The sequence below is a fragment of the Clostridioides sp. GD02404 genome (assembly GCF_045898275.1).
Taxonomy (GTDB): Bacteria; Bacillota; Clostridia; order Peptostreptococcales; family Peptostreptococcaceae; genus Clostridioides; species Clostridioides difficile_A.
This window is the reverse complement of sequence record NZ_JBJOCA010000074.1, coordinates 1-440: the sequence shown is the minus strand read 5'-3', so window position 1 is coordinate 440 and position 440 is coordinate 1. Positions and strand designations below refer to the sequence as shown.

General features: G+C 54.1%; 5 tRNA genes. All 5 read left to right on the top strand.

Going from position 1 to position 440, the window contains the following annotated elements:
* Position 1: 1 nt before the first annotated feature.
* Positions 2-76 (top strand) — tRNA-Asn (locus Q3287_RS19505).
* 5 nt (positions 77-81) lie between these two features.
* A tRNA-Leu gene (locus Q3287_RS19500) sits at positions 82-167 on the top strand.
* 15 nt (positions 168-182) lie between these two features.
* Positions 183-258, top strand: a tRNA-Met gene (locus tag Q3287_RS19495).
* Between the two features lie 14 nt (positions 259-272).
* A tRNA-Glu gene (locus tag Q3287_RS19490) sits at positions 273-347 on the top strand.
* Positions 348-356: 9 nt separating this feature from the next.
* Positions 357-430: transfer RNA gene (locus Q3287_RS19485), tRNA-Gly, on the top strand.
* Positions 431-440: the final 10 nt, after the last annotated feature.

Sequence of the window (440 nt, the reverse complement as noted above, 5' to 3'; positions counted from 1 at the left end):
TTCCAAGGTAGCTCAACGGTGGAGCAACCGGCTGTTAACCGGTAGGCTGTGGGTTCGAGCCCCACCCTTGGAGCCAAAAAAGCCGAAGTGGCGGAACTGGCAGACGCACAGGACTTAAAATCCTGCGGGACTTACCTCTCGTACCGGTTCGATTCCGGTCTTCGGCACTTATAAAACAATATCGCGGAGTGGAGCAGTTGGCAGCTCGTCGGGCTCATAACCCGAAGGTCGTAGGTTCGAGTCCTGCCTCCGCAACCATTAAAAATCAAAACGGCTCGTTGGTCAAGAGGTTAAGACACCGCCCTTTCACGGCGGTAACAGGGGTTCAATTCCCCTACGAGTCACCAATTAAATATGCGGGTGTAGCTCAATGGTAGAGTTCTGGCCTTCCAAGCCAGCTGTGAGGGTTCGATCCCCTTCACCCGCTCCAAAAATGGGAC